25 protein-coding genes, 1 other RNA gene and 1 pseudogene are annotated in these 25,548 nt (G+C 69.4%); 8 read left to right on the plus strand and 19 right to left on the minus strand.

All coding sequences use genetic code 11. The features are described from left to right. Positions 1 to 23 precede the first annotated feature (23 nt). From ACMYLB_RS14020 to trxA, 3 genes are read left to right on the plus strand one after another with little or no spacing between them, the layout of a single operon-like run. Complete coding sequence (locus ACMYLB_RS14020) at positions 24 to 974, plus strand: segregation and condensation protein A (protein ID WP_415907594.1); 951 nt, start codon at positions 24 to 26, stop codon at positions 972 to 974. After that, on the plus strand, positions 943 to 1,218 hold the full coding sequence (locus tag ACMYLB_RS14025) for a hypothetical protein (RefSeq protein ID WP_415907595.1): 276 nt from the start codon (positions 943 to 945) through the stop codon (positions 1,216 to 1,218). The genes ACMYLB_RS14020 and ACMYLB_RS14025 overlap by 32 nt, the downstream gene beginning before the upstream one ends. Positions 1,219 to 1,264: 46 nt before the next feature. Next, positions 1,265 to 1,588: a thioredoxin gene (gene trxA / locus ACMYLB_RS14030; protein WP_415907596.1), complete on the plus strand. Its 324-nt coding sequence runs from the start codon at positions 1,265 to 1,267 to the stop codon at positions 1,586 to 1,588. Between the two features lie 70 nt (positions 1,589 to 1,658). Here the strand turns inward: trxA and ACMYLB_RS14035 are convergent, their stop codons facing one another. The 7 genes from ACMYLB_RS14035 to ACMYLB_RS14065 all read right to left on the minus strand — a co-directional run bounded on the left by ACMYLB_RS14035 (position 1,659) and on the right by ACMYLB_RS14065 (position 8,493). Further along, positions 1,659 to 3,077, minus strand: a complete 1,419-nt coding sequence (locus ACMYLB_RS14035) for a hypothetical protein (protein ID WP_415907597.1) — start codon at positions 3,075 to 3,077, stop codon at positions 1,659 to 1,661. 3 nt (positions 3,078 to 3,080) lie between these two features. Continuing rightward, the gene (locus ACMYLB_RS14040; protein WP_415907598.1) at positions 3,081 to 5,252 is read right to left on the minus strand and encodes a DNA polymerase domain-containing protein; all 2,172 of its coding nucleotides are present in this window, start codon (positions 5,250 to 5,252) and stop codon (positions 3,081 to 3,083) included. Between the two features lie 13 nt (positions 5,253 to 5,265). Beyond that, positions 5,266 to 5,616, minus strand: coding sequence for a hypothetical protein (locus tag ACMYLB_RS14045; RefSeq protein WP_415907599.1), 351 nt, complete (start codon positions 5,614 to 5,616; stop codon positions 5,266 to 5,268). A 24-nt stretch (positions 5,617 to 5,640) separates the two neighbouring features. Next, a non-coding RNA gene (gene ssrS, locus ACMYLB_RS14050) (6S RNA) lies at positions 5,641 to 5,822 on the minus strand. A 97-nt stretch (positions 5,823 to 5,919) separates the two neighbouring features. Then, the gene (locus ACMYLB_RS14055) at positions 5,920 to 6,372 is read right to left on the minus strand and encodes a hypothetical protein (protein WP_415907600.1); all 453 of its coding nucleotides are present in this window, start codon (positions 6,370 to 6,372) and stop codon (positions 5,920 to 5,922) included. Further along, positions 6,359 to 6,658 carry an ATP-dependent Clp protease adaptor ClpS gene (locus tag ACMYLB_RS14060; protein WP_415907601.1) on the minus strand — a complete coding sequence of 100 codons (300 nt, stop codon included), beginning with the start codon at positions 6,656 to 6,658 and terminating at the stop codon, positions 6,359 to 6,361. Before ACMYLB_RS14060 ends, ACMYLB_RS14055 begins: the two co-directional genes overlap by 14 nt. A 44-nt stretch (positions 6,659 to 6,702) precedes the next feature. After that, a complete protein-coding gene (locus ACMYLB_RS14065) occupies positions 6,703 to 8,493 on the minus strand; it encodes a proline--tRNA ligase (RefSeq protein ID WP_415907602.1) in 1,791 nt (596 codons plus the stop codon). Between the two features lie 192 nt (positions 8,494 to 8,685). Between ACMYLB_RS14065 and ACMYLB_RS14070 the strand changes: the two genes are divergently transcribed. Both ACMYLB_RS14070 and argA read left to right on the plus strand, forming a co-directional pair. Next, positions 8,686 to 9,264, plus strand: coding sequence for a hypothetical protein (locus tag ACMYLB_RS14070; protein WP_415907603.1), 579 nt, complete (start codon positions 8,686 to 8,688; stop codon positions 9,262 to 9,264). Between the two features lie 55 nt (positions 9,265 to 9,319). Then, positions 9,320 to 10,621 carry an amino-acid N-acetyltransferase gene (gene argA, locus ACMYLB_RS14075; RefSeq protein ID WP_415907604.1) on the plus strand — a complete coding sequence of 434 codons (1,302 nt, stop codon included), beginning with the start codon at positions 9,320 to 9,322 and terminating at the stop codon, positions 10,619 to 10,621. Between the two features lie 18 nt (positions 10,622 to 10,639). Here the strand turns inward: argA and ACMYLB_RS14080 are convergent, their stop codons facing one another. The 5 genes and pseudogenes from ACMYLB_RS14080 to ACMYLB_RS14100 all read right to left on the minus strand — a co-directional run bounded on the left by ACMYLB_RS14080 (position 10,640) and on the right by ACMYLB_RS14100 (position 14,307). Continuing rightward, positions 10,640 to 10,978 carry a hypothetical protein gene (locus tag ACMYLB_RS14080; RefSeq protein WP_415907605.1) on the minus strand — a complete coding sequence of 113 codons (339 nt, stop codon included), beginning with the start codon at positions 10,976 to 10,978 and terminating at the stop codon, positions 10,640 to 10,642. An 8-nt stretch (positions 10,979 to 10,986) separates the two neighbouring features. Continuing rightward, positions 10,987 to 11,700 (minus strand): FKBP-type peptidyl-prolyl cis-trans isomerase, encoded by a 714-nt coding sequence (locus ACMYLB_RS14085; protein WP_415907606.1) that lies wholly within the window; start codon positions 11,698 to 11,700, stop codon positions 10,987 to 10,989. A gap of 48 nt (positions 11,701 to 11,748) precedes the next feature. Continuing rightward, a complete protein-coding gene (locus ACMYLB_RS14090; RefSeq protein WP_415907607.1) occupies positions 11,749 to 12,738 on the minus strand; it encodes an ABC transporter substrate-binding protein in 990 nt (329 codons plus the stop codon). Positions 12,739 to 12,740: 2 nt separating this feature from the next. Further along, positions 12,741 to 13,535: an ABC transporter permease gene (locus ACMYLB_RS14095; protein WP_415907608.1), complete on the minus strand. Its 795-nt coding sequence runs from the start codon at positions 13,533 to 13,535 to the stop codon at positions 12,741 to 12,743. Beyond that, positions 13,532 to 14,307 (minus strand): annotated as a pseudogene (locus ACMYLB_RS14100) (ABC transporter ATP-binding protein). Before ACMYLB_RS14100 ends, ACMYLB_RS14095 begins: the two are co-directional and overlap by 4 nt. 43 nt (positions 14,308 to 14,350) lie before the next feature. Here ACMYLB_RS14100 and ACMYLB_RS14105 point away from each other — a divergent pair. Continuing rightward, entirely contained in the window at positions 14,351 to 15,604 is a 1,254-nt protein-coding gene (locus ACMYLB_RS14105) for an amidase (protein WP_415907609.1), read from the plus strand. Here the strand turns inward: ACMYLB_RS14105 and ACMYLB_RS14110 are convergent. Beyond that, positions 15,581 to 16,120, minus strand: a complete 540-nt coding sequence (locus ACMYLB_RS14110) for an amidohydrolase family protein (RefSeq protein WP_415907610.1) — start codon at positions 16,118 to 16,120, stop codon at positions 15,581 to 15,583. The genes ACMYLB_RS14105 and ACMYLB_RS14110 overlap by 24 nt on opposite strands. Positions 16,121 to 16,507: 387 nt before the next feature. On the opposite strand from ACMYLB_RS14110, the gene ACMYLB_RS14115 reads away from it, so the two are divergent. After that, complete coding sequence (locus tag ACMYLB_RS14115) at positions 16,508 to 17,842, plus strand: NCS2 family permease (RefSeq protein WP_415907611.1); 1,335 nt, start codon at positions 16,508 to 16,510, stop codon at positions 17,840 to 17,842. Here ACMYLB_RS14115 and ACMYLB_RS14120 read toward each other — a convergent pair. From ACMYLB_RS14120 to ACMYLB_RS14130, 3 genes are all read right to left on the minus strand, one after another. Then, positions 17,839 to 18,270, minus strand: a complete 432-nt coding sequence (locus ACMYLB_RS14120) for a universal stress protein (RefSeq protein WP_415907612.1) — start codon at positions 18,268 to 18,270, stop codon at positions 17,839 to 17,841. The two genes, ACMYLB_RS14115 and ACMYLB_RS14120, sit on opposite strands and share 4 nt — an antisense overlap. Before the next feature lie 3 nt (positions 18,271 to 18,273). Further along, entirely contained in the window at positions 18,274 to 19,623 is a 1,350-nt protein-coding gene (locus ACMYLB_RS14125) for an Nramp family divalent metal transporter (protein WP_415907613.1), read from the minus strand. A 102-nt stretch (positions 19,624 to 19,725) separates the two neighbouring features. Beyond that, positions 19,726 to 20,499: a transporter gene (locus ACMYLB_RS14130; protein ID WP_415907614.1), complete on the minus strand. Its 774-nt coding sequence runs from the start codon at positions 20,497 to 20,499 to the stop codon at positions 19,726 to 19,728. 150 nt (positions 20,500 to 20,649) lie between these two features. On the opposite strand from ACMYLB_RS14130, the gene ACMYLB_RS14135 reads away from it, so the two are divergent. Further along, the gene (locus ACMYLB_RS14135) at positions 20,650 to 22,344 is read left to right on the plus strand and encodes an ABC transporter permease (RefSeq protein ID WP_415907615.1); all 1,695 of its coding nucleotides are present in this window, start codon (positions 20,650 to 20,652) and stop codon (positions 22,342 to 22,344) included. Positions 22,345 to 22,398: 54 nt separating this feature from the next. Here the strand turns inward: ACMYLB_RS14135 and ACMYLB_RS14140 are convergent, their stop codons facing one another. Genes ACMYLB_RS14140 through glmM form a run of 3 tightly spaced genes read right to left on the minus strand, consistent with a single transcriptional unit; the run spans position 22,399 to position 25,547 of the window. After that, positions 22,399 to 23,544, minus strand: a complete 1,146-nt coding sequence (locus tag ACMYLB_RS14140; RefSeq protein ID WP_415907616.1) for an MFS transporter — start codon at positions 23,542 to 23,544, stop codon at positions 22,399 to 22,401. Next, positions 23,541 to 24,167: a tetratricopeptide repeat protein gene (locus ACMYLB_RS14145; RefSeq protein ID WP_415907617.1), complete on the minus strand. Its 627-nt coding sequence runs from the start codon at positions 24,165 to 24,167 to the stop codon at positions 23,541 to 23,543. The genes ACMYLB_RS14140 and ACMYLB_RS14145 overlap by 4 nt, the downstream gene beginning before the upstream one ends. A 42-nt stretch (positions 24,168 to 24,209) precedes the next feature. Beyond that, positions 24,210 to 25,547 carry a phosphoglucosamine mutase gene (glmM, locus tag ACMYLB_RS14150; RefSeq protein WP_415907618.1) on the minus strand — a complete coding sequence of 446 codons (1,338 nt, stop codon included), beginning with the start codon at positions 25,545 to 25,547 and terminating at the stop codon, positions 24,210 to 24,212. Between the last annotated feature and the right edge of the window lies 1 nt (position 25,548).

The following is a 25,548-nucleotide window of genomic DNA, read 5'->3' on the forward strand; positions in this document are numbered from 1 at the left end:
TGCGCCGTCCCTCGACTCGACCCGTGGTCGCCGAAGCCGATTATCGCATCAAACTCCCCGTTTTCGAGGGTCCGCTCGATCTCCTGCTCTTTCTCATCCGGAAGAACGAGCTGGATATCTACGACATCCCGATCGAGTCGGTGACCAAGCAATACCTCGAGGTCCTCTATGCGATGAAGGACCTGGAGCTGGAGGTCGCCGGCGAGTTTTTCGTGATGGCCGCCACGCTGATGGAGATCAAGAGCCGCATGCTCCTGCCCAAGCACCAGCAGGCCGTCGACCCGAACGCCGACGAGGAGGAACTCGACCCGCGCTGGGAGCTCGTCCACCAGCTCCTCCAATACAAGAAGTTCAAGGAAGCCTCGGCCAAGCTCGGCGAGATGGCGCGCAACACGCAGGACATGCTCGCCCGCCCGGCCACCGCCTTCGCCCCGCTCTCGGAACGCCCGCTCAAGAGCGTCGACCGCATCGAGCTCTGGAACAGCTTCAACATCGTCCTCCGCCGCCTGGCCGAGAAACTCGTCGTCGGCGAGATCCACGCCGAGCAGGTCACCGTCGCCGACCAGATGGAATACATCCTCGCGCGCGTGAAGACGCAGCGGGAATTCACCTTCTCGAGCCTGTTCACGACCAAGATCCCGCTGCGCACGCTGGTCGCGACCTTCCTCGCCATGCTCGAGCTGACGCGCCTGAAGAAACTCACGCTGCGGCAGGACGAGGCCTTCGCCGACATCTACTGCACTGCCGTCGAGGAAACCGCCCCGGCCGCGATCAGCGTGGTCGAGACGGCTCCGACGGAGCCCGCGGCGCCCGCCGAGGCCGTCCCGCCGCCTGGCGCCGCGATCGACGCCGCCGCGCCGGCCGAGCCGGCCCCGCCGGCTCCCGTCCCCGATCAAAACGCACTTGAAACGCCGGCCTCGCCGAGCACCGTCACGCCGCATCATGAAGAAAGCGCCCCGCCGCCGTCCCTCTAAGTCTGCGAAAAAGCCGAAGGGCGACGCCCATCTGCTCGGACTCGGCCTCGACAACGACGACGGCCACAAGCGCATCACCCAGGCCGAGCAGTTCACCATCGTCGGCGGGTCCGAGGAGACCCACGGCCGCATGACCGAGACGGTGATCAAGACCTTCGAAACGCTCAAGCAGCGCGGCAAGCACCTCCAGACCGTGGAGCCGCAGGAGCTCGCCGAAATCATCCACAAATCCACGCCGCGCTGAGCCGCGAGTTGTCTTTCCTCCCAAACCCGCTTCAATCGTCTTCAACATGGCCGCCAACATCCTGACTCTCGACTCGAACAACTTCAAATCCGCCGTCGCCGGCAGCACGCCCGTCCTCGTGGACTTCTGGGCTCCCTGGTGCGGTCCGTGCAAGGCGATCGCCCCGATCCTCGAGGACCTCGCCACCGAGATGGCCGGCAAGCTCCAGATCGCCAAGGTCAACGTCGACGACAACGGCGACCTCGCCGCCCAGTTCGGCGTCCGCGCCATCCCCACGCTCCTCCTCTTCAAGAACGGCGCCGTCGCCGAGCAGTTCGTCGGCATGATGGACAAGGGCACGCTCAAGGCGAAGCTCGCCGGCAAGGTCTGAGCCGAAGCGTTTTTCCGACCGCAGCCGGAGCCGCGCGCTCCGGCTTTTTTGCGTCCGGCGTCGCCGGCCGTCAGTATTTCTTCAGCTCGAACACCAGCGCATCCGGCGCGGGCGCCGCTCCCGTCAGCACGTCGACGTGGACCTTCGTGCCCTTGGGCAGGCCCGCGGCAAAGCGATCGTCGAGCGCCGCGTTGAACATCTGCACGGCCGCCGCCGAGGACTGCGCGACGCGGGCGTCGAATCGCGCCTCGGGGATGCCGGCGTCCGTCGTGCCGTCCGGCGGCAGCCGCAGCTGCACCTTCACCTCGCCCACGATCTTCGCCCGCACCACGGCCCCGTTCAGCGCCTCCCACTCCCGCTCGAGCGGCGAGACGAGCAGGGAGAGCACCTGCGCTCCGGCCGCGAGCACGCCCACGGCCACCAGCCCGCCTAGGGCGGCATAGTGCCAGAGCGATTTTTTCGCCGGCTGCTCGCCCACGCCGCGCACCGCGCACACCAACCCGACAACCACGATGCCGCCGAGCGGCCAGAGCGATCGGTAGCCGCCGTGCCAGTTCGGCGCGAACACCGCCACGACGCCGAATACCGCGGTCGTCACGCCGAGCGCGAGCCCCCACGGGGCTGCGGCCCGCGGCTCGAGTCGCGCGTCGCGCCGGGCCACGGCGATCAGCGCGAGGATGAGGATCCCGCCGATCACCGCCGCGAGCGTGCGCGCCGAGCCGTGTTCGCCCACCACAAACACCGCCCAGCCGGCCGGGAGCGCGAAGGTGACGAGGGACTCGAGACGCCCGAGGATCTGTGTCCGGTCGACGACCCCCGCCCCCTGCATCAAGAGCCGCTCCAGCACGCCGGAAGCGATCAGGCCGGCCGCCATTACGCCGAGGTGGATCGCGAACCACTTCTTCAGGTCGTGGGCCACGCGCAGCGGCCGCGCCAGCGCGAGGGCCGCGAGCGGCACCAATCCCATCGTCGCGTTCGGGAAATAGCACATGGCCGCACCGAAATAGAGCAGCGCCCCGCCGAGCAGCCCGATGAGCCGCCGCGTGCCGCCGACCTCTAGCTCGCTCTCCGTCGCGGCGAACGCCGCCAGCGAGAGCAAGGCCGCCAAAGCCGCCGGCCACGCCGCCGCCCACGCGAGATAGAGCTGCGGCGCCGGCAGCATCATCACGGCGACGGCGAGCGCCGCGGCGTCGATTTCCGACCACCCCGCCCGCTCGGTCACCTGCCAGATCGCCACGCCGCAGAGCACGACCAGCAGCAGCGAGAGCCCTCGCAGCGCCGCCAGCAGCGGCACCGAGGAGACGGAATGAAAGGCGAGATCCTGCAGCGCGCCGTGCAGGATGCCCTTCTGCGCACCGTCCGCCGCCAGCACCTCGGGCGCGTTCAGCCGCAGGAAATCCTCCGGCGAACCGAACTCATGCGTAAATACCGGCCAATACGCGAGGACGGGCAGGATCAACAACGCGAGATAGCAGAGGCGTGTGCGCATGGATCACAGCAGAAATTCCTGCTGATCGACTTGTGGCCGGAGACCCACGAATCGTCCATAGCGTTCCGCCCAATCGTCGATTTTTTCCAAGTAATAGACAGGGTCGTAGGGCGCCGCCTGGGCGTCATAAAGCGCCACCGGCCGCGCCCGCTGCCAGTCGGCCGTCTGCCCCTTCTGCCGCGCGCCGATGTAGTAGGTCACGCGCTCGCCCATGCGCGGCCGCGGGTTCATCTGCAGCGCCGCCTCGGCTGCCGCGCGGCGCGGCTTGCCGCCGCCGGCCACCCACTGCTGGTAGGCATCGGGGTTTTGGCTGAGCGATTCCGACTTCGCCAGCTCGGCAACCGGCAGCTCGCGGGCGGCGATCTTCGCGCGATACTCGGCGATCGTCTTCGCCGGCGACTGCTCGGTCACCCCGAGCACATAGGCGATGAACTCGTCGCTCAGGCGTTTCAGGTAGGGTTCGATGCCGCGCGATCGCAGCGCCGAGCCGCGCAGCGTCACCTCGCCTCCCGCCGCGAGCGCGTAGTTCTTCGCCTTGTAGCAGAACATGGCGTCGTAGCGGCCGTCGAACTCGAGCTCGATGCCGGGCGGCAGCACGCCCGCGACCGCCGCGAGCAGCTTCTCCGGCTCGGCATGGTAGCGCTCGGACGACAGGTAGATGCCGTCGGTGTCGGCCTCGAGGATCGTGCAACCGTGCTGCTGGAACTCCTCGATCAGCCGCTGCAGCAGCTCGCGGCCGCGCCGTGTGACCTCGGCGGCGAGTTCGCCGTCGCCGAAGCGCGCGCCGGAGAAGCCGAGGTAGCCGTAGAACGAGTTGATCAGGATCTTGAAGTTCGCCTGCCGCGCCTGCGCCTCGTCGCGCTCGGCCGCGGTCGGCGCGGTCCTGGCCAGCTGCTTGTATTTCAGGCGGTATTCGCGCAGCCGCTGCAGCATGGGGATGAACACGCCAAGCGTGTCGCTCCGGGGATTGCGCCCGATGTGCAGCAGCAGGCTCGGATAGAGCGAGGCCACGTCGAAGTGCAGCACGTGCCGGAAGACGCCCTCCTGGAAGCTGCGCGTGAAGCCGCCCTCGAACGTCGCCCACTCCACCGGCGCCGGACACGCGGCGCGCCCGTGGTAGTATTCCTCGAGGAAGAGCAGGTCGACCTTGCCGGCCGTGCCGCGCAGCGCGGCGTCCTGGAGCAGCAGCGGGAAGGTGCGCGCCTGCTCGAAATACGTCGGCAGCAGCACCTCGGCCACGCCCCGGGTCTCGCGGAGATCGTCCGCCAGGTAGGCGAGAAACTTCGCCCGGTCGCGCCGGAACTCCTCCTGGATGCCCGCGCCGTCGATGTAGGTGCGACCGGCCCCCGACTCGGGTGTCACGCCGAAGTAGACCGCGGCCTCCTTCAGGCCGTAGGACGTCATCTCGCGGGTGGTGATGTCGTAGAGCTGCACGAGCAGGTAGGTGTCGATCACCGCGCGCCCGGGGATGTCGCAGCGCGGGAAGTCCACCCAGCGCTCGGCGACCTTGAGGCGGCTGCTCCGGAACTCGGCGTTCAGGCCGAAGCGGCCCCAGGCGCAGGGCAGCTTGTAGCGGCGGCAGCGCTGCCGGAGGTAATCGAGGTCGAACTTGAAGATGTTGTGCCCCTCGATGACGTCGGGGTCCATCTCCCGCAGCACCGCCTGGAAGCGCAGCAGCAGGCGCTTCTCGCCCTCGGGGGTCTCCTCCTCGAGCTGGAGCAGCTCGCGCCGGGCGCCGCACTGCAGGCCAATGGCGAGCACGCGATCGCCCGCATGCTTGGCGTCGGAAAATCCGCCCGGCTCCTCCGCCGCCGTCTCGATGTCCAGCTGGCAGCGCCGCAGGTCCGCGAAGTGCAGGTCCGCGTAAAGCCGCGCCCGCCGTTGGAGCAGCCACTGGCTCTCGTAGGGCTTGAGCACGTCGATCGCCGCGCCCTCGCGGGTGGCACGGAAGAAATCGTCGAAGCGCCCGAGTTCCTCCGCGTGCGCCAGCCACGGGAAGGCGCTTTCGCCGCGCAGGCGCTCGAACTCGATGCCGGAGATCGTCACCCCCTCGCCTACCCAGGCGAACGGACGGAAGCCCTCCACGCGCTCCGCGCGGCCACCCTTGGGCGTGGCGACGGACACGTGGGCCTTACCCGCGTCGTCGATCCACAGGCCGCACAGCGTCTCGGGCATGAGCGCCTTCGGCTCAGAACGGGCGGAAATACACCATCACCAGCGCCGTCGCCACCAGCACGAGGGCGATCGTGCTCAGCGCCCCGCGCAGGTGCGGACGGCGATAAGCGATGCCCGACAGGGCGGCGAGACCGAGCCAGCACACCAGCTTCACCCAGACCCAGCCGGTGCTCGCGAACGGGATCTTGTTCAACGAGAGCATGGCGAACCCGCTGACCAGCATCAGCAGCGCCGCGATGCCCGTGATCATCATCGTGCGCTTGCGGTTCTCCGGCGCCGGATTGGCGAACGCCATGAACGTGTGCGCGCTGAGCACCGCGAGCGAGAGAAGGTGCAGGACCTGGTAGTAGGGCAGTCTTTCCATGTGAGTGGGCGTGGGAAATGGGAGTGACACTCCGCCTGTGCCGTATGCCTGCAGTGGCTCCAAAACCTTCTAGGTTAAGGTGGGCGCCACCTGGCACGTTTCTGCCTTCCGGTTTACGGCCTGGCATCCGCGTGCCGCTTGGCGGCTCCCAAATGGTATCAAAGGCAAAGAGCGAATTCGAGGCACCTCGAACACTGCAGAGTGTCGCCGCTGACCGTAGTCCGCGCCCCTCCCCCGTCAAACGCGAATCGGGCGGAATTTCCCTCGGAAATTCCAGCCGCGCGGCGGCGTCCCGGCCTGCGCCTACTCCATCACGGTCGGATCGAGGTGCTGCACGATGACCTCCTGCAGCGTGGCCAGGAAGACGTAGGCGGCGAAGGCGCGGCGCAGCGGCTCGGCGAAATCGTCGACGTCGATGTCGCCCGCCTCGAGGTGCTCCTCCTCGAGATCCTTGAAATGATCCGCGCGCAGCTTTAGGCGGATCGCCGCGCAGGCGCGGAGGATCGGCTCGCTGTTGGTGGGATCGAGCGCGATCACGCCGCTGGCGAAGAAATCCGAGTCGAACAGCCCGAGCAGCACCGCGAGGTCGGTCTTCTGTCCGGCCAGCAGCTCGCCCTTCCAGGCGTCGGCGAAATCCGGATCCGGCACCTGCGGATCGGTCGCGAGCGCCGGCTCGAGCTGGTCGGCCGTCGCCTTCATCACGTCGAGCAGCGGCGCGACGGCATCGAGGTTCAGTTTGACTTCAACCCGCTTCATTGGCCTCGAGCACCGCGGTGAGGTGCCACTGCTGCAGGGTGAAGACGTAGGCCTCGGCCGCCTCGCGGTTGCCGGTCCACAGCACCGAGCGGCCCTGCTCGTGGACCTCGAGCATGTGCTTGCGCGCCCTCACCTCGTCGAAGCCGAAGACGCGCTTAAACACCATGACGACATACGACATCAGGTTGACGGGGTCGTTCAGCACGACCACGCGCCATGCGTCCTGCCGGCGGGTTTCCGTCTCCGTCGCCAGCGCGGGAGTCGTATGGGTCTTGGTGGCAGCCACGAGGAAAACTGAAGCCAGCGCCGGTCGATTCGCAACGCGGCGCGTCAGGCCTTCGGCGCGCCCGCAGCGCGCACCGCGGCGGCGACGACCGCCTCGGCCTCGGCGAGCGGGACCTTCTTCACGTCCTTCTCGGCGCGCCACTTCAGCTCGATGACGCCTTCCTTCAGGCCCTTGCCGCCGACCGTGAGGCGCAGCGGGAAGCCGAGCAGGTCGGCGTCCTTGAACTTCACGCCCGGGCGCTCCGCCCGGTCGTCGATCAGCACGTCCGCGCCGGCCGCCTCGGCGGCGGCGGCGAGCTTGTCGGCGACGCTGCTCGCGGTGGCGTCCTGCGGGTCGAGATTCGTCACCACGACCTGCCAGGGCGCGACGGCCCACGGCCAGATGATGCCGTCGGCGTCGTTCGACTGCTCGATGATGGCCTGCAGCGTGCGGCTCACGCCGATGCCGTAGCAGCCCATCACCATCAGGTGCGACTGCTTCTTGTCGTCGGTGTAGACCGCGTTGAACTTCTCGGAATACTTCGTGCCGAGCTTGAAGATGTGGCCGACCTCGATGCCGCGGCGGACCTGCAGCGGCTTGCCGGACTTCACGTCGGGCTCGCCCGGGCGCACGCGGCGAAAGTCGCCGAACTTCGTGATCGCGAGGTCGCGCACCACGTTGACGTGGCGCAGGTGGAAACCGTCCTTGTTCGCGCCGGTCGTGCCGTTGCCGACGAGGCGGATGGCATGATCGGCGAACACGCCCGCCAGCGCGGACGGATTCTTGATCGTGCCTTTGACCGCGCCGAGCGAACCGGGCTTCGCGCCGAGCACCGGCTCGATTTCCTCGGGCGTGGCCGGACGCCAGAGCTGGAAGCCGAGCGCACCCAGCTTCGCCTCCTCGACGTCATCGCAACCGCGCACGATCACGACGAACGGCTTGCCGTCGCCGACGAAGACGAGGGTCTTGAACTGCTTGTCCGCCGGCACCGAATAAGGCGCCGCCTCGAGCGCCGCGATCGTGACGACGCCGGGCGTGGCGAATTCCTCGATCGCGCCCGCGGGCGCCGCGTCGACGAGGTCGGCGGGCACGAGCGCACTCGTGGCCTTTTCGCGGTTGGCGGCGTAGCCGCTCTCCTCGTTGTAGATCACGTCGTCGTCGCCGATCTCGGCCGGGACCATGAACTCGTGCGAGAAGCTGCCGCCCATGACGCCGGTGTCGGCCTCGACCGCGATCGCGACGATGCCGAGGCGCTTGAAGAACGCCTCGTAGGCGGCCTTCATCGCCAGGTAGCTCTTGATCGCGCCCTCGTCGGTCGCGTCGAACGAGTAGGCGTCCATCATCACGAACTCGCGCGCGCGCATCAGGCCGTAGCGCGGGCGGATCTCATTCCGGAACTTGGTGGAGATCTGGTAGAAATTCTTCGGCAGGTCGCGGTAGCTCGTGATCTCGGTCTTCACGAGGGGGGTGACAACCTCCTCGTGCGTCGGACCGAGGACGAATTCCGGCTCCTTTGCCCGGCCCTTGCCGGCGCCGGCATGGTCGACGCGGAACATGATCTCGCGCGCCGCGTTCCAGCGCGGACCGTCGACCCAGAGCTCGGCCGGGTGCACGTGCGGCATCCAGACCTCGATCGCCCCCGCGCGCTCGTGCTCGGGGCGCGCGCGCTCCATCTCCTCGCGGCAGATCTGCGAGATCTTCTGCATCACGCGCAGGCCGGCCGGCATGAAGGTGTAGAGCCCGCCGCCGAGCTTGCGCACCAGGCCGGCGCGCACGAGCAGCTTGTGCGACGCGATCTCGGCGTCCGCCGGGCTCTCTTTGAGCGTGGGAATGAAAGTCTGCGACCACTTCTTCATGGGAAACCCGCACCGAAACAACTCCCCCGCCCCCGCGCAATGGTATTTCCAAGCGGCGCGCCCCGGCGTCTGTTCTAGGCCGCCCGGCCAGCCGGCGGCCCCGCAATCCCCGCTTGTGCCCGCCCCGCCGCGTGCTTTGCTCGCGCCCTGATGAGCGCCCGCCCCAGTCGTCCCGAACCGAAGCCCTGGTCCATGAAATGGATCGTGCTCGCGATCGTGATCTTCGTGATCGGCTACACGCTCGTGAACATCTTCTACCGGAAGCCCGGTCCGGCCTTCCGGCCCTACGAGGACATGAACAAGCGCGCCACCACCGTGCGCCTGCTCAACGCCGGCTGGCAGAAACTCCCCGTGGAGCTCACGCGCCCGGCGGACAAGCCGGGCTTCAGCATGGCCGCCTCCGTCGCGCGCGGAGGCGCCGGCCTCGGCCCGGATCTCGAGGCCGCCTTCGCCGAGAAGCCGCGCCTGCTCGCGACGATCGACAAGGTCACCGCCCCCACCGACACCGCGCACGGCGCTCCCTACGCGGTGTTCTTCACCGCGAGCCTCACCGACCAGAACTACCAGGTCGGGCACCTCGAGGCGCTCCTCCGCGGCAACGAGATCGTCCTCATCCCCACACTCGAGAAACTGCCGAACCACCTGCTCAGCCGCTGGGAGGACGCCGACTATCTCGCCCGCGTGCCGACCGACCGCTTGCCGCCCGGCCGCTACACGATCCGCCTCGCGGCCAAGGGACCGGCGGCGCAGTGGACGTTCAGCGTGCGCTGAGCGCGACGCGCTATTGACGCGCCGGGCGCGATGCCCGAAGAAGTTCGTCTCGAAAATGTCCACCGGCGCCGACATCAAGCCCACCGATCTCCGCGGCATCCTGAAATACGTCCCGCGTTACCAGGACCAGATCTTCATCCTGGCCATCGACGGCGCCATCGTGGCCGACGAGAACTTCGGCAACATCCTCCTCGACGTCGCCGTGCTCCGCTCGCTCGGCATCAAAGTCGTGATCGTCCACGGCATCGGCCGCCAGATCGAGGAGCTCTCCGCCCTGCGCAAGGTCACGATCACCGACTCGATCGGCACCGGCGTCACCGACGCCGCCACGCTCGACCTCGCCATCCGCGCCGCCGGCCGCGTCACGCACCTCGTGCTGGAGGAGCTGTCGCAGAACAACCTCAAGGCCGCGCTGACCAATGCCGTCCGCTCCGCCCCGCTCGGCATCCTCCGCGGCGTCGACCACCAGCTCACCGGCCGCGTCGACCGCATCGACAAGGAATTCCTCGTCCAGCTCATCAGCTCCGGCGTCGTCCCGGTGGTGAATCCGATCGCCTTCGACCGCGACGGCCGGCCGCTGCGCGTGAACTCCGACCTGCTCGCCGCCGAGCTGGCCGAGTCGCTGCACGCGACCAAGATCATTTTCTTCACGCCCAACCGCGGCCTCGAGATCGACGGCGCGTTCAAGCAGCAGATCAACGTCGACACGCTGCGCGACTTCCTGGCCAAGAGCCCCGACTCGATCAACGAGGCCATGCGCTCGAAGGCCGCCCACGCGGTCAAGGCCATCGAGACCGGCACGCCGCGCGTGCACCTGCTCGACGGCCGCATGATCGACGGCCTCCTCACCGAGATCTTCTCCAACGAGGGCGTCGGCACGCTCATCCACGGCAACGAATACCAGTCGATCCGGCCGGCGACGAAGCGCGACGTCCGCGCGATCTACAACCTCACCCGCTCCGCCGTGAAGCGCGAGGAACTCGTCTTCCGCACCCAGCAGGCGATCGAGAAGAACATCGAGAACTTCTACGTCTACGAGATCGACGAGAACATCATCGCCTGCGCCTCGGTGTCCATTTACCCGGACAAGCCCGACCACGCCGAGGTCGGCTCCGTCTACGTGATGCCCTTCTATCACCACCGTGGCATCGGACGGAAGATGATCGAGTTCGGCCTCAAGCTGGCCAAGGAGCGCGGCGCCACCACGGCGCTCGCGCTCTCCACCCAGGCGTTCACTTTCTTCACCTCCGTCTGCGGCTTCGTCGAGGCCGACAAGGACGCGCTGCCCGAATCGCGCCTGAAGTCCTACGAGGAAAGCGGCCGCAACTCGAAGATCCTGCTCAAGTCGCTCGCCTGAGGCCGGCCCGGCCGGGGTTCAGCGCAGCGCGGCAAAGCGTCCGCCGGCGGCGGCCACTTCCTCGCGCGACGTCGCCCGCACGGTCAGGGAGGCCACCGCGGCTTCGGAAAAGCCGCCGGCGAGCATCCGCTGCTTCAGGGCCGACGTGAACCGCGCCTGCTCGGTGTCGGCAAAGAGCCGCCGCTCGGCCTTGGTCCGGCAGACCAGCCAGACGGCGAGGTCGTCCGCGTCTCCCGCCGCGGCGGAACCGGCGATCTCATGATCGACCACCGGGCAGGCCGAGCCGATCTGCCCCCGCTCGACCGCGTCAAGGCAATCCGCAAGCCGCCGCAACCACTGGCCGGAATCTCCCGCCATGCCGCGCGTCAGTTGACCGCCAGCAGCTCGACCTCGAAGATCAGCAGCGCATTCGGTGGGATATGGCCCGCCGAACGCGGGCCGTAGGCGAGCGCGGGCGGGACGTAGAGCTTGAACTTGTCGCCGACCGACATGAGCTGCAGCGCCTCGGTCCAGCCGGGAATGACGCCGTTGAGCATGAACTCCACCGGCTGGCCGCGCTTCACGGAGGAATCGAACACCGTGCCGTCGATCAGCGTGCCGTGGTAATGCACGCGCACCTTGTCGGTCGGCTTCGGCTTCGCGCCGCCGAAGCCCTTTTTCAGGACCTCGTATTGCAGGCCCGACGCCGTGGTCTTCACGCCCGGACGCGACTTGTTCTTGGCGAGAAATTCGTTGGCCGCCTGAAGGTTCACCCGGCCCTGCGCCTCCATCTCCGCGGCGAGCTTGCGCTGGTGCTCCTCGAACGCCGCCTGGATCAGCTTCTCATCGAGGCGCGTCTTCTGTCCGGCCAGCGCATCCTGCATGCCGGCGGCGAAAGCCGCCTGGTCGAACTTCAGGCCGGGCTGGCGCGCGACGTTCGCCCCGATCTGGTAGCCCATGCCGTAGCTCACCCGTTGGTCGGCGCTCTCGAGCCCCTTGGTCGAGCCCGAGGCGTCGGCGGCCTTCTTGTCGCCGCAGCCGGCGAGCGCGAACGCCACGAGCAGCGTGGAAACCGAAACGAGAAGCGTGTGTGTCTTCATGGAGGAAGACCAGCGAACCAGGACCGGAACCGAAGACAAGCCGCGGCTTCAGCGCGCCTCGGGCGGCAGCAGCTCGAAAGTCGCCACGTCCTTCACCGTCAGCGGGCGCTCGAGAAAGCCGAGCTCGCCCAGGAGCTTGAGCTGCGTCTCCAGGCGCGCGGCCGTGAGCTGCCCCATCTTCTCCCCGCGCGCGGGGTCGCCGAGCACGAGCTGGTAGTCCTTCATCGCCTTGATGCTGTAGGCGAAGAACTCGTCGGACAGGTCGGGACGCGCCTGCTTGATCAGGGCGTTCGCCGGCGCCGGATCGCCGGTCAGGTAGTCGATCCAGCCGCGCAGGCTGGCGCGGACAAACTTCCGCACCACCTCGGGATGCTCGATCAGGAACGCGTCGCTGGTGAACATCACACGATACGGCTCGTAGGCGCCCGGTTGGGCGATCAGCAGCGCGCCCGCGTCGACCCCGCGCTGGCGGACGAAGAAGGGCTCGTTCGTCACGAAGCACTGCTGGATGAATTTCGGGTCGCTCATGAAGCGCGCCAGGTCGCCCACCAGCGGCTGGAGGTTGAAATGGATGCCGAGCTTCTTCTGCGCCATCTGCAGCCAGATCGAGCCCGCGCCGGCCATGATCGTCTTGCCGTCGAGATCGCGCAGCTCGCGGAGGGGATGCGCGGCGTGGAAGAGGATGCCCTGCGCGTCGCGCTGCATCTCGGCCGCCACCATCTTGAGCGGCACGCCGCGGCCGATGGCGACGATGACGTCGTCGCCGTTGGTCATGCCGAGCTGCGCGCGGCCGGTGGCGACGGCGGTCATCACCTGGGCGTTCGGGCCGCCCTTGACGATCTCCACGTCGAGCCCCTCCTCCGCGTAGTAGCCCTTGGCGAGCGCCTGGTAATAGCCGCCGTGCTCGGGCTGCGGGAACCAGTCGGTCTGGAAGCGGATCTTGAGGCGGCCGTCGGCGGAGGCGGTCTCGGCCTTCCGGCCGCAACCGGCCAGGAGTCCGAGCGTGAGCAGGGCGAGGAGAAGCGTGGAGGTGCGCATGGTCAGTGGTCGTTGCGTTCGAAGGAATCGTGCCAGTGGTGCAGCAGCGCCCAGTTCAGCCACGAGACCGCCGCGACGAAGACGAAGCCGAGCAGGCAGCTCGTCAGCGCCGTCGCGAACAGCGCGGGGATCTTGATCTGGGTGTTGTAGCTGTAGACGAGGAAACCGAGGCCGCCCGACCCGCCGGAGGCGTTGCCGACCATGTATTCGCCGAAGATCGCGCCGATGGGCGCGAGCGTCGCCGCGATGCGCAGGCCGGCCAGGTAATACGGCAGCGCCGCCGGCACCCGCAGCAGCCACAGCTCCTGCACGCGGCTGGCGTTGCACATGCGGAAGAGCGCGACGTGGTTCATGTCGGTCGAGAGCAGGCCCTGGGTGGTGTTCGCCACGATGGGGAAAAACGAGATCAGCCACGTGATGGTGACGATGCCCGGCATGCCTGGGCCGGCCCAGAGCACGATGATCGGCGTGAGCACGATCACGGGCGTCATCTGCAGCACCAGCAGCCACGGGTAGAGCGACAGGCGGAGCGAGTGCGACAGGCCGAGCACCAGCGCCATCGCCAGCCCGAGCACCGCCGCGAGCACGAAGCCCGCCGCCGCGCCGAGCGCCGTGGCGCCGACCGCGGAGAGCAGCCGGGCCTTCTCGCGCCACGCCGCCTCGAGGATCTCGACCGGCGTCGGCAGGATCCAGCTCTGCAGGCCGGTGGCCGCGCGCACCGCATACCAGAGGCCGAAGAACACCAGCCCGGTCACGACCGGCAGCAGCCATTGCAGCAGGGGCGAATCCTTCCTCACGCGCGGACCTCCTCCTCCACCTCGTGCAGCGCGCGCGAGACCTCGTTCACCTTCGCGGCGAACTCCGCCGTCTCGCGCAGCGCGGCGCGGCGCGGATAGCCGAACTCCACCCGCAGCTCGCGGTGGATGCGCCCCGGGTGCGCCGCCATCACCACGATGCGGTTCGAGAGGAACACCGCCTCCGCCACCGAGTGCGTCACGAACATCGCCGTGAACGGCGACGACTCGCGCAGCGCCAGCAGCTCCTCGTTCAGCCGGTGGCGCGTCATCTCGTCGAGCGCGCCGAACGGCTCGTCGAGCAGCAGCAGCTCCGGCGCGAGCGTCAGCGCGCGCGCGATCGAGACCCGCATCCGCATGCCGCCGGACAACTGGCGCGGGTAGTAGTCGCGGACCTTCGTCAGGCCGACGAGCTCGAGGAATTTCTCCGCCTGCGCCGCCCGCGCCGGCGCGGGCGCGCGCCGCAGGCGCAGGGGATCTCGACGTTCTGCCGCGCCGTCAGCCACGGCAGTAGCGTGGCGTCCTGGAAGATGAACACCTGGCGGTCGCGCGCCTGGCGCGGCGTCGTGCCGAGCACGCTGACCTCGCCGCTTGTCGTCGGACTCAGGCCCGAGACCAGCTTCAGCACCGTCGATTTGCCGCAGCCGCTCGGCCCGATCAGGCTGACGAAATCGCCGCGCCCGAGCGTCAGGTCGACGCCGTCGAGCACGACCGGTCCGTCCCCGTAGCGCTTGCGCACCGAGCCGAGTTTGACGAGGGGCGTGGGGCCGTCCATGAACCGCTGAGTGGATACAACCGCCCGCAAAACGCCAGTTCCTTTGCCCTTCGCCGACTGGCAGGCGCTGCCGCCCGCCCGGGCCGCGCGCGAGGTCGCCGCGCGGTTGCTCGCGCTCCCCGCCGCGCTCCGCTCCGCCGCGCTCGCTTGGGCGCGACCGGAGCACGAGATGGAAGCCGAGCTGGCCCGCGCCACCGGCCCGCTGCGCGGCCTGCCCTACCTCGCCAAGGATCTCTTCGACGTCGCCGGCGCGCCGACCCGCGCGGGTTCCGCTTTTCTCGCCGAGGTGCGCCCGACGCCCGGCGACAGCGCGCTCGTGCGACGGCTGCGCGAACTCGGCGCGACCTTGGCGGGCAAGACGCACCTGGTGGAATTCGCCGCCGGCCTCACCGGCGAGAATCGCACGTTCGGCGACTGCCCGCATCCCCAGCGCGCCGACCGGCTCAGCGGCGGCTCCAGCAGCGGCTCCGCCGCGCTCGTCGCCGCCGGGGTGACGCCGTTCGCCCTCGGCTCCGACACCGGCGGCTCGGTGCGCGTGCCGGCGGCGTTCTGCGGCCTCTACGGCTTCCGCCTCGCGCCCGGCGACGCGTTCGTGCGCGACGCCTTCCCGCTTTCGCCCACCTGCGACACCGCGGGCTGGTTCACCGTCCGGGCCCGCGACCTCGCGACGCTGAACCGGGCGCTCGTCGGCCCGCCCGCGGCGGCGCCCCGCGACCCCCGCGGCGTGTTCCTGCGTGCGCGGGAGATTTTCGCCGCGGCCGACCCCGCGCTCGACGCCGCGTGCGAAACCGCCGCACGCCGCCTCGCCGCGCCCGCCGACGCGACGCTGCGCGCCGCGCTGGCGGCGGCCTGGTCGCCCGCGGTCGATGCCTACACGACGGTGGTGACGCACGAGGCCTTCAAGGTCCACGAGCGTTGGCTCGAGCCCTGGCGCGAACGCTACGATCCGGGCATCTGGCAGCGCTTCACCCAGGCCGGCCGGACCACGCCCGCGCAGCTCGCCGCCGCACAAGGCGTCTTCGCCGCGGTGCGCGCCCAGTTCGCCGCGCTGTTCCGGGAGTTCGATTTTGTCGTGCTGCCCTGCGCGCCGGTGCCGGCGCTGACCAAGGCGCAGTGCACGCCCGAGACGCGGCGCGCCATCCTCACCTTCACCGCCCCGGCCTCGCTGGCGGGATTGCCGGTGCTGACGCTCCCCGTGCCGCTCGCCGACGGCCTGAGCGGCGGCCTGCAAGTCGTCGCGCCGCGCGCCGACAGTCCGGTCTTCGAGTGGGTGCTAGGCCGGCACGCCGAAGACTGACGCCGCGTTGCCGCCGGTGACCGCCGCGATCGCCAGCGCCGGGAGGTTCGCCCGCGCCTGCTGCACCAACGTCGTCAGTCCCGCGCCGTCCTCCGCCCGCGGGAAGAGCCGCAGCGGGAAATCCGAGCCGAACAGGATGCGCCCGGCGCCGACCGCGGCCAAGGCGCGCGACCAGGCGCTGGCATCGTAGAGCAGCGGCGAGGCGGCGGTGTCGAACCAGACATTCGCGAGCGCCCGGCTCGCCGGGTCGAACGCCAGTCCCCCGCCCCAGTGCGCGAGCACGAACTTCGTCCGCGGAAAATCGCGCGCCCAGCGCACGAAGTCGGCCGGCGGCGTGTCGACCCAGCCGTCGTAGCGCCGGCTGGCCGGATCGGTGACATGGAGGTTCACCGGCAACCCCAGCTCGCCCGCCGCGTGCAGCAGCGCGGCCACGCGCGGATCGTCGGCGGCGACGCCCTGCGAGTGCGGCGAGAGTTCGCCCAGGCCCACGAAGCCGTGGTCGCGCGCGCGGTGCAATTCGCCGAGGTCCCCGGATGCACCGCCGCGCACGCCGCCAGCCGGTCGGGATGGGCGCGGACGCAGTCGGCATAGAAGCGATTCTGCGCCGCGCACGTCGCCGGGTTTTCCCAATACCAGCCGAGCAGCACGGCGCGAGCGATCCCGGCGGCGTCGAGGGCGCGCAGCAGGGCGTCGACGCTGGGGAAAAGCTGCACCGGCGTGCCGTCCCGGCGGCGCCGCGTGCACAGGCGCGCCCAGTGCGGCTCCCCTGCGCCGCCGCCCACGCCGCGGGATCGGCCGCGACTTCGGGTGGGTAGAGATGCACGTGCGCGTCGATCATCGGCGGAAAAACCGGCTGGTTCTCTAGCCGCCGACCTGCACTCTCGGGAAGCTCATTCTGCTCCCATGCTCGCCCGTTTTTTCCAATTCGACCGCCACGGCACGACCGCCGCCCGCGAGATCCAGGCCGGCCTCACGACCTTCGCGGCGATGGCCTACATCCTCGCGGTGAACCCCGCGATCCTCGCCGCCGCGGGGATGCCGCGCGGCGGACTCGTCACCGTGACCGCACTCGCCGCCGCCGCGAGCACGCTGATCATGGGCCTGTTCACGAACTTCCCTCTCGCGCTCGCGCCGGGCATGGGGATCAACGCCTACTTCGCGTTCACCGTCTGCCTCGGCCTCGGCGTCCCGTGGCAATCCGCGCTCGGCCTGGTGTTCATCAACGGCTTCGCCTTCCTCGCGCTGTCCGTCTCGGGCATCCGGGAAAAGATCATCAACATCATCCCGTTTCAGCTGAAGATGGCGATCACCTGCGGCGTCGGGCTCTTCATCGCGTTCATCGGCCTGCGCAACGGCGGACTGGTCGTCGCCGACGCCAACACGCTCGTCACCCACGGCAATCTCGGCACGCCCTCGGTGCTGCTCTTCTTCGCCGGCCTGCTGCTCACGATCATCCTCGTCACGCGCGGCGTGCCGGGCGCGATCATCCTCTCGATCCTCGGCATCACCCTCGCGGGTCTCGTGATCCCCGACGGCAAGGGCGGGCACCTGACCAACTGGCCCGATCACGTCGTCTCGCTGCCGGCGTCGATGAGCGACACCTTCCTCAAGCTCAACTTCGACTACTTCGCACACGACCCGGTCAAGGCCACCACGGTGGTGCTCACGCTGCTGCTCATCGCGCTGTTCGACAACATCGGCACGCTCGTCGGCGTGGCGCAGCGCGCCGGCCTGCTCGACGCCGAGGGCAAGCTGCCCGGCGCGGGCAAGGCGCTGATCTCGGACTCGATCGGCGTCATCCTCTCGTCGCTCTTCGGCACGTCGAATGTGGTCAGCTACGTGGAGTCCGCCTCCGGCGTCGCCGCCGGCGGCCGCACCGGCCTCGTGAGCGTGACCGTCGCCGCGCTTTTCCTCGGCGCCCTGTTCTTCACCCCGCTGATCCTGGCCGTGCCGGCGGTGGCGACGGCGCCGGCGCTGGTGGTGGTGGGCATCTTCATGTTCCAGTCGGTGGCCGAGCTGAACCTGAAGGACTTTCACGAGGCGGCCCCGGCCTTCCTGATCATCCTCGGCACGCCGCTGACGTTCAGCATCGCCGAGGGCATCGGGCTCGGCCTGCTGGCGTTCGCCGTGGTCTACCTCTGCACCGGCCGCGGCCGGCAGGTGTCGTGGCTGATCTACGTGCTCGCCGGCATCTTCGGCGCGCACCTGTTCCGCGACCTGTTCGCGCGGCTCTTCTAGCCCTTCATCACGGCGCGCACGACGAGGAGCGGCGTGCTGGTGGCGTGCCGCACGGCGTCGATGGTGCTGCCGTGGATGATGTCGCCGATCAGGCGATGGCCGTGCGACGCGAGGGCGATTAGGTCGCAGTGCTCGGCCGCCGCGACGCGCACGATCTCGGCCGGCGGGTTGCCGAGCGCCAGCTGGGTCGTCACGGCCAAGCCGCCCTGCGACAGCTCCGCCGCGCAGCGCGCCAGGTAGTCGCGGTCGGCGCGCATCTCGTCGGACTCGCTCAGCTTGAGCTGCTCGAAGTTCCGCGCCGCCCAGCCGTCGGCCACGTGGAGCAGGAGGAGCTCCGCGCCGAGCTCGCGGGCCAGCTGCGCGATGTGCGGCAGCAGGGTCGCGTCCGCGCGGCCGTTCTCGAGGGCGACCAGAATTTTGCGATACATGGCTTAGGGCGACGTGGCGAAGTCGTAGAGGAGTTTCGCGTTCAAGGCGACGATGATCGCGGAGACGAGCCATGCCGCCGCCTTGACCCACGCGGGGTTCGCGAACTCGCCCATCTTCGTGCGGTCGCTGGTGAACTGCACGAGCGGGATGACGGCGAACGGCAGCTGCAGGCTGAGCACCACCTGCGAGAAGACGAGGAGCTTGGCCGTGCCGCTCTCGCCGTAGAGGCCGGCGACGATCGCCGCCGGCACGATCGCGATGGCGCGCGTGATCAGGCGGCGGAGCCACGGCCGCAGGCGGAGATTGAGAAAGCCCTCCATCACGATCTGGCCGGCCAGCGTGCCCGTCAGGGTCGAGTTCTGCCCGGAGGCGAGCAGGGCGACGGCAAAAATCGTGCTGGCCGCGCCGACCCCGAGCATCGGCGAGAGGAGCTGGTAGGCATCCTGGATCTCGGCGACATCGTGATTGCCGGCCTTGTGGAAGGTCGCGGCGGACACGATGAGGATCGAGGCGTTGATGAAGAGCGCGAACATCAGCGCGAGGGTCGAATCGATGGTCGCGAACTTCACCGCCTCGCGCTTGCCCGCAGGCGTCGGCTCGTATTTGCGTGTCTGCACGATGGACGAGTGCAGGTAGAGGTTGTGCGGCATCACCGTGGCCCCGAGGATGCCGATCGCGATGTAGAGCATCTCGGGGTTCGTGATGATCTGCGCTGTGGGCAGGAAGCCGCCGAGCACCTCCTTGACGTCGGGACGGGAGAACAGGATCTCCAGGCCAAAGCACACGCCGATCAGCGTGACGAGCGACACGACCACCGCCTCGAGGTAACGGAAACCGCGGTGCGCCAGGAACAGCACCAGCATCACATCGAGCGCCGTCAGGATCACGCCCCAGAAAAGCGGGATGTGAAAGAGCAGGTTGAGCGCGATGGCCGTGCCGATCACCTCGGCGAGGTCGCAGGCGCAGATGGCGATCTCGCAGAGAAACCACAAGGCGTTCGAGACGGGCCGCGGGTAATGGTCGCGGCAGGCCTGCGCCAGGTCGCGGCCGGTGGCGATGCCGAGCTTCGCACAGAGCGACTGGAGCAGGATCGCCATCAGGTTCGAGAGCAGGATGACGCTCAGCAGTGTGTAGCCGAAGCGTGAGCCGCCCGCGAGGTCGGTCGCCCAGTTGCCCGGATCCATGTAGCCGACCGCGACGAGGTAGCCGGGGCCGGAAAACGCGAGGAGCTTGCGCCAGAAGCCCGCCCCGGCCGGCACCGACACCGTGCCATGCGCCTCGGGCAGGCTGCGGGCGAGGCGCGAGTGGCGCCAGCCGGCGTCGGGAGCGGGAGAGGCGGATTGGTTTTCCATCGGCGGCGCGGAAACCAAAGCGGAAAAATCAGGAACGCAAGACAGATTTAGGCTTTCCTAATTTTCAATTGTGTCACAAATCCTGCGCCGCTCCGGCGACGCTCACAGCTCCCACACGAAGCGGAGGACGGGATGCCAGTCCGGCGCCGCGCGATTCAGGCCCACATGCAAGGCAAGGTCCCACGAAAAGCGGTCGGTCGCCTGCCAAAGGGCGCCGATGCCGGCCATCGTGGCCCAGCGCCCGCGGGCGCCTTGGGCCCAAGTCGTGCCCTCGATGTAGGCGCTGGCGCGGCCGCCGGCGTTGTAGAGGCAGGTGGCGTTGGCGGTCAGCCACCAGTCGCGCCCACCCGACCCGTCGTCGAGCCAGTCGTTCTGCGCCATGGCGGAGAGCGACCACCGCTCGGAGAGTGGGCGGCTGAACGGGATGATCAGGCCGAACTGGTCGAGCGCCGGGCGCACGTGCTTGGCCGCCGTGTCGCGCACGCGATAGTAGGGCAGCAGCGCGAGCGCCGTGCCCTTGCCGTCATCCCAGAATTTCCACTTGGCCCGCAGGTAGAGCTCGCCCATCCCGCTCAGGTGGCTGTCGGCGCCGCCGCCCTGCACGCGCTCGTCGTGCCAGCTTTCGAGGCCGAATTGCACATCAAAGCTCTCCGTCACCCCGGCGGTGAGCTGCACGTAGCCGAGGTAGATCGAGCGATACTCCACCCCATCGCGCGCCGGCGTGTGTCGGTCGATGGCGACGGTCGCCACGTCGGTCTCCATGAGCCATTTTCCGGGTGCGACCGTCTGGGGCACCTCGGTGAACTGGGCGCGTGCGACCCCGGCCGCCAAGGCGACCGTCAACGCCAGAAAACTGCGACGCCACTCACGATCCATGGGGAAAATCATCGTCACGGGGCCGGGGGAAATTGAGGCGGATCATAGCCGCCTGAACCTGAACGCAACCTGAACTTGCGTCTCCGGCCCCCCCCTCCGGCCGGTTTTTCCGCCTTGCCGCATCGGGCGCGGTCGGACGACATCCTACGCATGTCGAAAGGCTTCGCGCGGATCGTCTTTATCAGCACGCTGGTGTTCTTCGCCGCGTTCTTTGCCTGGCCGATTTTCCAGATCCTGAAGGGCGGGTTCATCGACGCCGACGGCAAGCTCACTTTCGCCTACCTCGGCGCGCTCCTCAGCGACCCGATCTACCTCGGCGGTCTGGCGAACTCCTTCCTGCTCGCGCTGACGACCACGACCTTCGCCCTGCTGATCGCCCTCCCGCTCGCGGTCGTGTCGGACCGCTACCTGTTTCCGCTCAAGAACCTCCTCGGTTCGCTCGTGCTCGTGCCGATGATCCTGCCGCCCTTCGTCGGCGCGATCGGCATCAAGCAGATCCTCGGGCAATACGGCGCGCTCAACAGCCTGATCATCGAGCTCGGCCTGCGGCCGCACGGCTGGACCTTCGACTGGCTCGGCGCCAACCAGTTTCTCGGCATCGCGATCGTCAACGCCTTCTCGCTCTACCCGATCATCTACCTCAACGCCGTCGCCTCGCTCGCCAACATCGACCCCGCGATGGAGGAGGCCGCGGTCAACCTCGGCTGCACCGGCTTCCGCCGCTTCTTCAAGATCACCCTCCCGCTGATCAAGCCCGGCCTCTTCGCCGGCGGCACCATCGTCTTCATCTGGGCCTTCACCGACCTGGGCGTGGCGCTGATCTTCGACTACGCGCGCGTCACCTCGGTCCAGATTTTCTACGGCCTGAAGGATATCGGCGGCAACCCGTTCCCCTACGCGCTCGTCGCCGTCATGCTCGCGAGCTCCGTCCTCTTCTACGCCATCGGCAAGGGCCTCTTCGGCCGCCAGTCCTACGCGATGATGGCCAAGGCCACGCACGCCGGCGGCGCGCAAAAGCTCACCGGCGGACGCGCCTGGGCCGCCACGGCACTCTTCGCCGGCATCACGTTCGTCGCGATCCTCCCCCACCTCGGCGTCGTCGCCGTCGCGTTCTCGAGCGACTGGTATGCGACCGTGCTGCCGCACAACCTCACCGCCGAGAACTTCAAGCTCGCGCTCGGCCACGACCTGACCGTCCCGGCCATCGCCAACAGCCTCAAATACGCGAGCATCTCCACCGTGATCGACCTCGTGCTCGGCATCGCGCTGGCCTACGTCGTCGTCCGCTCGAAGATCGCCGGCCGCCAGATCCTCGACTTCCTCGCCATGCTCCCGCTCGCCGTCCCCGGCCTCGTGCTGGCGTTCGGCTACCTCGCCATGAGCCAGGAGGGGAAATTCTTCTCCTTCCTCAACCCCATCGCGAATCCCACCATCCTGCTCATCATCGCCTACTCCATCCGCCGCCTGCCCTACGTCGTGCGCTCCGCCGCCGCCGGTTTCCAGCAGACGAGCGAGACGCTCGAGGAGGCCGCGCAGAACCTGGGCTGCCCGCCGCTCAAGGCCACCTTCAAGATCACGATCCCGCTGATCCTCGCCAACCTGATCGCAGGCGGCCTCCTCGCCTTCTCCTTCGCCATGCTCGAGGTCTCGGACTCGCTCATCCTCGCGCAAAAACAGGTCTACTACCCGATCACGAAGGCCATCTACGAACTCTTCCAGCTGCTCGGCGACGGCAAGTTCATCGCCTCCGCCCTCGGCGTCTGGGCCATGGCATTCCTCGGCATCACCATCGCCGGCATGACCGTCCTGCTCGGCAAGAAGCTGGGCGCGATCTTCCGCGTGTGAACGAAGCCGGCTCCGCCGGCTCGCGCCCTCGTCACCGCCGCTGCGCGCGTCCCGTCAGCGGCGCTGATCCAGCGCCGCCCGTGGCAGCACCGTTCCGATCGCCGCCACCGCCAGGCCGATCGCCGCGGTGAAGAGGAAATAGCGCCCGCCCTCGTGCAGCCCCAGCGCCGTGAGCAGGACCGGCGCGAAGCCCGCCAGGATGCGCCCGAGATTGTAGGCGGCGCCGGACAGCGTCGTGCGGTAGCGATCGAAGACCTCGTTGAAATACGCCCCCATCAGCCCGAACGGCACGCCGTTCAGGAGCGGCAGCACGAGCGCGAAGAGCAGGCTGCGCCCGGGCCACGACCAACCCCAGCACGCCACCGACAGCACCGTCAGTCCGACGGCGTAGACGAGCATCGCCCGCGCCACGCCCACCCGCCGCACCAGCCACGCGCCCACGAGCATGCCGGGCGCGACGTTGCCCCAGAACAGCACCGTGAACCACGGCGATTGCGGCAGCTCGCGCGCATAGAAGACGTTCATCGTGCCGCTCGCGATCGTCAGGCTCGCGATGGCGAAGCACACCGCGAACGCGCGGCCGTGCACGCGCAGCGTCTCGGCCAACGACACCGGCGCGCCCGCCGCGATCGCCGGCACCTCCGCCAACGCCCGGCCGCGCCACGCCGCGAGCAGCGCCACCGGCACGATCGATGCCGCGAAAAGCGCCCGCCAGCCCACCACCGGCAGCGCGAACCGCGCCGCCAGCGCCGCGAGCAAACCGCCGAGGATGGAGAACTGCAGCCACGCCGAGAACCGATACCGCGCGGCGCCCGTGACGCGCTCGGCCAGGTAAGTGTGGCTGATGCCCCACTCCGCCCCGAGCGCGAGCGACGCCAGCAACCGGAACGCCAGCAGGCTCCCCGCGCTCCACGCCAGGCTGATGCCCGCGATGCCGAGCCCGTAGACCCCGAACGTCGCCAGCATCGCGCGCCCGCGCCCCCAGCGGTCCGCCAGCACGCCGAACAGCAGCGAGCCCGCGCCGACGCCCGCCAGCCCCGCGAACTGCAGCCAGCTGCTCTGCGCCGGACTGAGCGCAAACTCCGCCGCCAGGGCGCGCTCGAGATAGACGAACAGGTAGAGGTCGTAGTAGTCGAAGAACAGGCCGACGAAGGCCGTCCAGTAGATCTTCGCCGGAGACGGGGCCGCGGATGTCGTCACGCTTTCACCTTGGTCCGGAAATCCCCGCCTTCCTCCCAGTGTCCCGCCGCCATCGTCTGCGCGACGGCCGCATCCTTGCGCAGCGCCTGCGCCGCCCCGTGGATCGGCTCGCGCGCGAGCACGGCCTCCGCGCAGCGCACCGCCGCGTCCGCCCGTCCCGCCTCGAGCTGCGCGCGCCCGAGCGCGATCAGGTTGGCCGGATCGCCGGGCGTCTCCGCGCAGAGCGCCTCGAAGGCGAACACCGCCGTCGCCCGCCAGCCGAGCGCCGCCGCCGTCCGGCCGAGCAGCCGCAGGCCGGCCGCGCCGTGCGGATCGCGCTCGAGCGCCGCCTGCGCGCAGGCCAGCGCACCGGCCGGATCCTTCGCCCGCACGGCGTGGCCGCGCAGCAGGAGCGGCGCGGCCATGAGGCGGCCGACAACCCGCGCGAGGAAGCGGCCTGGACCGCGTTTCAGTTGCGCCGCCCGCTCGAGCTGACGCACCGGCAGGCAGCCGGGCGCAACCGCGAGCACCTCGCGCGCCAGCGCGGTCGCGTGCGCGAAGTCGCCGCGCGCGAACGCCGCCCGCGCGCTTTCCACCAGCTTTTGCAGCCGGGGCTCCAGCGACGCGACGGATTGCTCGGTCATGCGAGCGGGATGCCAGCGCGGCGCGGACCGTGCAAGCGCGGCTTACACCACCTCGAGGTCCGCGCGCACGGCCTGCTCCAGCCGCGCCAGCGCCCCGTGCACGACCGCATCCGTCGGGCCCTCGACGAGCAGCCGCAGCTTCGGCTCGGTGCCGGAATACCGCACCAGCACGCGACCCTGCGCGCCGAGCTCGCGCTCGAGCGCGGCGATGGTCGCAGGGAGCGTCGGCAACCCCTCCAGCGGCTTCTTTTCCCGGACGGTGAGCGCCGCGGTGACCTGCGGAAATTTCGTCAACTGCCGGCGCAGGACCGAGAGCGGCTGCCCGCTCGCGAGCATCACCTCGAGCACCTTCAGGGCCGCGACGAGGCCGTCGCCGGTCGGGGAAACCTCGGCGCAGATCACGTGGCCGGACGACTCGCCGCCCAGCGTGGCGTGGTCCGCAAGCATGCGCTCGATCACGTAGCGGTCGCCGACGGGAGTGCGCACGACCGTGCCGCCGGCCGCCGCGACCGCGGCGTCGACGCCGAGATTGCTCTGCACCGTGATCACCAACCGGCCGCGCGCGAGCCGGCCGCCCTTCAGGGCGTGCAGCGCCAGCACGGTCAAGATCTCGTCGCCGTCGAGCACGTCGCCGTTCTCGTCGCACAGGATGCACCGGTCCGCGTCGCCGTCGTGGGCGATGCCGACGCGGGCGCCGTGCGCCTTCACCGCGGCCGCCATCGGCTCCGGATGCTGGCTGCCGACGCCTTCGTTGATGTTCCGCCCGTCCGGCGTGCAGCCGATGGCGACGACTTCGGCGCCGAGCTGCGTCAGCACGGCGTGGCTCGTCTGGCAGCCCGCGCCGTTCGCGCCGTCGAGGACGATTTTCCAGCCGCGCAGGCAATGCGCCGGGAGCAGGCGCGCCGCGGTCGCCACGTAGAGCGAGCGCGCGTCGTAGCTCCCCAGCGCGGCCCCGCCCGCGCCGGCCGTCGCGGGCAGCAGGGCCTCGATGCGCGCCTCCTCGTCGTCGGTGAGCTTGATGCCGGCGGGACCGAAGAACTTGATGCCGTTGTCCGCGGCGGGATTGTGCGACGCGGTGATGACCACGCCGAACGCCGCCGGCGCCTGGCGCAGCGCGAGGCTGACCGCCGGCGTGGGCACGACGCCGAGGCTGACGGGCTGGAAGCCTTCCGCGGCCAGGCCGCCGGCGAGCGCCGCCTCGAGGCTGGCGCCGGACGCACGGGTGTCGCGGCCGAGGTAGACGACCGGCGAGGCCGCGCCGCGTTCACGGGCGAAGCGGGCCGCCGCGGCGCCGAGCCGCCAGGCGAACGCCTCGTTCATGACCGCGCTGCCGTAGGCACCGCGCACGCCGTCCGTGCCGAAGTATTTCCGCGAACCCATC

It is taken from the genome of Oleiharenicola sp. Vm1 (assembly GCF_047777955.1).
In the GTDB taxonomy this organism is placed as follows: domain Bacteria; phylum Verrucomicrobiota; class Verrucomicrobiia; order Opitutales; family Opitutaceae; genus Didemnitutus.

Coding starts and splice junctions, on each gene's coding strand:
- ACMYLB_RS14025 (WP_415907595.1), top strand. CDS start 943: ATGAAGAAAGCGCCCCGCCGCCGTCCCTCTAAGTCTGCGAAAAAGCCG.
- trxA (WP_415907596.1), top strand. CDS start 1,265: ATGGCCGCCAACATCCTGACTCTCGACTCGAACAACTTCAAATCCGCC.
- ACMYLB_RS14035 (WP_415907597.1), bottom strand. CDS start 3,077: ATGCGCACACGCCTCTGCTATCTCGCGTTGTTGATCCTGCCCGTCCTC.
- ACMYLB_RS14040 (WP_415907598.1), bottom strand. CDS start 5,252: ATGCCCGAGACGCTGTGCGGCCTGTGGATCGACGACGCGGGTAAGGCC.
- ACMYLB_RS14045 (WP_415907599.1), bottom strand. CDS start 5,616: ATGGAAAGACTGCCCTACTACCAGGTCCTGCACCTTCTCTCGCTCGCG.
- ACMYLB_RS14055 (WP_415907600.1), bottom strand. CDS start 6,372: ATGAAGCGGGTTGAAGTCAAACTGAACCTCGATGCCGTCGCGCCGCTG.
- ACMYLB_RS14065 (WP_415907602.1), bottom strand. CDS start 8,493: ATGAAGAAGTGGTCGCAGACTTTCATTCCCACGCTCAAAGAGAGCCCG.
- ACMYLB_RS14070 (WP_415907603.1), top strand. CDS start 8,686: ATGAAATGGATCGTGCTCGCGATCGTGATCTTCGTGATCGGCTACACG.
- argA (WP_415907604.1), top strand. CDS start 9,320: ATGTCCACCGGCGCCGACATCAAGCCCACCGATCTCCGCGGCATCCTG.
- ACMYLB_RS14080 (WP_415907605.1), bottom strand. CDS start 10,978: ATGGCGGGAGATTCCGGCCAGTGGTTGCGGCGGCTTGCGGATTGCCTT.
- ACMYLB_RS14085 (WP_415907606.1), bottom strand. CDS start 11,700: ATGAAGACACACACGCTTCTCGTTTCGGTTTCCACGCTGCTCGTGGCG.
- ACMYLB_RS14090 (WP_415907607.1), bottom strand. CDS start 12,738: ATGCGCACCTCCACGCTTCTCCTCGCCCTGCTCACGCTCGGACTCCTG.
- ACMYLB_RS14115 (WP_415907611.1), top strand. CDS start 16,508: ATGCTCGCCCGTTTTTTCCAATTCGACCGCCACGGCACGACCGCCGCC.
- ACMYLB_RS14120 (WP_415907612.1), bottom strand. CDS start 18,270: ATGTATCGCAAAATTCTGGTCGCCCTCGAGAACGGCCGCGCGGACGCG.
- ACMYLB_RS14125 (WP_415907613.1), bottom strand. CDS start 19,623: ATGGAAAACCAATCCGCCTCTCCCGCTCCCGACGCCGGCTGGCGCCAC.
- ACMYLB_RS14130 (WP_415907614.1), bottom strand. CDS start 20,499: ATGGATCGTGAGTGGCGTCGCAGTTTTCTGGCGTTGACGGTCGCCTTG.
- ACMYLB_RS14135 (WP_415907615.1), top strand. CDS start 20,650: ATGTCGAAAGGCTTCGCGCGGATCGTCTTTATCAGCACGCTGGTGTTC.
- ACMYLB_RS14145 (WP_415907617.1), bottom strand. CDS start 24,167: ATGACCGAGCAATCCGTCGCGTCGCTGGAGCCCCGGCTGCAAAAGCTG.
- glmM (WP_415907618.1), bottom strand. CDS start 25,547: ATGGGTTCGCGGAAATACTTCGGCACGGACGGCGTGCGCGGTGCCTAC.